This is a genomic window from Bartonella sp. MR110HLJHH, from assembly GCF_042194225.1.
Taxonomy (GTDB): domain Bacteria; phylum Pseudomonadota; class Alphaproteobacteria; order Rhizobiales; family Rhizobiaceae; genus Bartonella; species Bartonella grahamii.
The window spans coordinates 1-1,541 of sequence record NZ_JBHIMQ010000055.1 but is presented as its reverse complement, the minus strand read 5'-3'; the positions used below and the strand labels follow the sequence as shown (position 1 = coordinate 1,541).

Below are 1,541 nucleotides of genomic sequence, written 5' to 3'. Positions count from 1 at the left end.
CAAAATCTCTTAACGCCTTAATGCGATAAAGTTTTTTACCCTCACGAAGAATTGTTTGATTGGTGAGTTGATATTTTGGAGATGTTTTTTGATTTTTAACTGTAGCTTTCATGCTAGTAATCCTATTCGTAAAGAAGGTTTCTATTGACACCCTATAAGGGCGTCGGGCGCTAGAAACACGGCGAATAGTCCGCTGTGTGCTTTCCCCTAAAAAGGGTATTGTATAACACACTACACCCGACATAAATCGTTATATGCCAATGATAGCATAAAAGAAAGTCAGTATTTTAAAAGGCATGGGAGAGGCTGTATCGTAACCTATCCGCTATTCGCAAGTGTTTCTACACACTTGACGCCTTTCTAAACGAACCTTTTATTAATGTCAATACGTATTTTTTATTTTTTTCATTTTGATACCTACATCATTGAATATCAAGTGCTTTTAAATTTTACTTTTGGTTTTTAGTATAAAAATGTAGTGCGTAAATGGACATGTTTATTAAACTGCGTGTATGCAACATGAGAAAGAATGAATAAATTAAAAAAAAGTACCAAATAACGATATCTAAATACCAAAATACAGTATAACTATTTGGAAAAATTAAAACGACAAGTGCTAAACTTATTAGCTTTAAGAGTCGGTGCATATACTGTTGTAAATCACGTGTTAATATCTTCCAACCTGTTGTATCATCATCTTTTTTATATTTTGGATTGTTCTGCAACTCAAAAGGAATATGAGAATTGCATAAAATTACAAAAATATTTGTTATTATTATCAAACCAAAAGATGCAAATATCAAAATACCTTGGATAAAGTAGGGATTTTTTTTAATTCCTAAAAAGCATAAAAATATAAAAATTATAATACCAAACAAGGCTCTTAGCTGCTTATCTGTAAACATATTTATTTCCTGCGGTTTTTGATAATTTTTTGAGATCTTTATTGATCTCATCTATAAGAGGTTCGTAATTGAGAACGCTTTGCGGAATACCACCCCCATATATCCAAGCTTTCACTTGCGCCTTGGTACTGTAATCAACATTCTCAGGCATCTCATGATACTGACCACCGTCAAATTCTTCGTATTCTCTTGTGCCATCATCATATTCGTAAAGATTATAAAAATACTCAGCTACCCCTAATCCCCATGGTGCATGCCCAACCGCCGTTGCAACCCACTTTTTTTGCCCTTTCTGTTTACGTTTTTTTAAAAACATCTGGTTTAATATCCCCTATCTAAATCCATAACTTTACCGATGGGTTTATTTGCCTCAAAATGGACTGTACAGAAGCGTTTTTAATTTCAATGTGGTTTTTATCACAAAATCTTTAAATCGCTCTGTACGGTGCCTTTCTGTCAATTTAAACGCATGTCTATTCTCAAAATCATCAGCAAATTTCACTACTTTGCTGTTTTTTCGGATGCTTTTAAATACGATTTCATGACTGATGCTCCCGACAAAAGCTCTGCTTTCAAATTTCTGCAATACTCTGCAAGCTCTGCTCCTGTTGGCATAAAGGTTTTCGATAATCCTTT

General features: G+C 33.7%; 2 protein-coding genes and 1 pseudogene. All 3 read right to left on the bottom strand.

The window, feature by feature from the left end:
• Positions 1-244, bottom strand: a pseudogene (locus tag ACFIKB_RS09230) (hypothetical protein); the annotation flags it as partial.
• A gap of 205 nt (positions 245-449) precedes the next feature.
• Entirely contained in the window at positions 450-905 is a 456-nt protein-coding gene (locus tag ACFIKB_RS09225; RefSeq protein ID WP_375635674.1) for a hypothetical protein, read from the bottom strand.
• The gene (locus ACFIKB_RS09220; protein ID WP_375653456.1) at positions 892-1,221 is read right to left on the bottom strand and encodes a hypothetical protein; all 330 of its coding nucleotides are present in this window, start codon (positions 1,219-1,221) and stop codon (positions 892-894) included. The genes ACFIKB_RS09225 and ACFIKB_RS09220 overlap by 14 nt, the downstream gene beginning before the upstream one ends.
• Positions 1,222-1,541 lie beyond the last annotated feature (320 nt).

Coding starts and splice junctions, on each gene's coding strand:
- ACFIKB_RS09225 (WP_375635674.1), bottom strand. CDS start 905: ATGTTTACAGATAAGCAGCTAAGAGCCTTGTTTGGTATTATAATTTTT.
- ACFIKB_RS09220 (WP_375653456.1), bottom strand. CDS start 1,221: ATGTTTTTAAAAAAACGTAAACAGAAAGGGCAAAAAAAGTGGGTTGCA.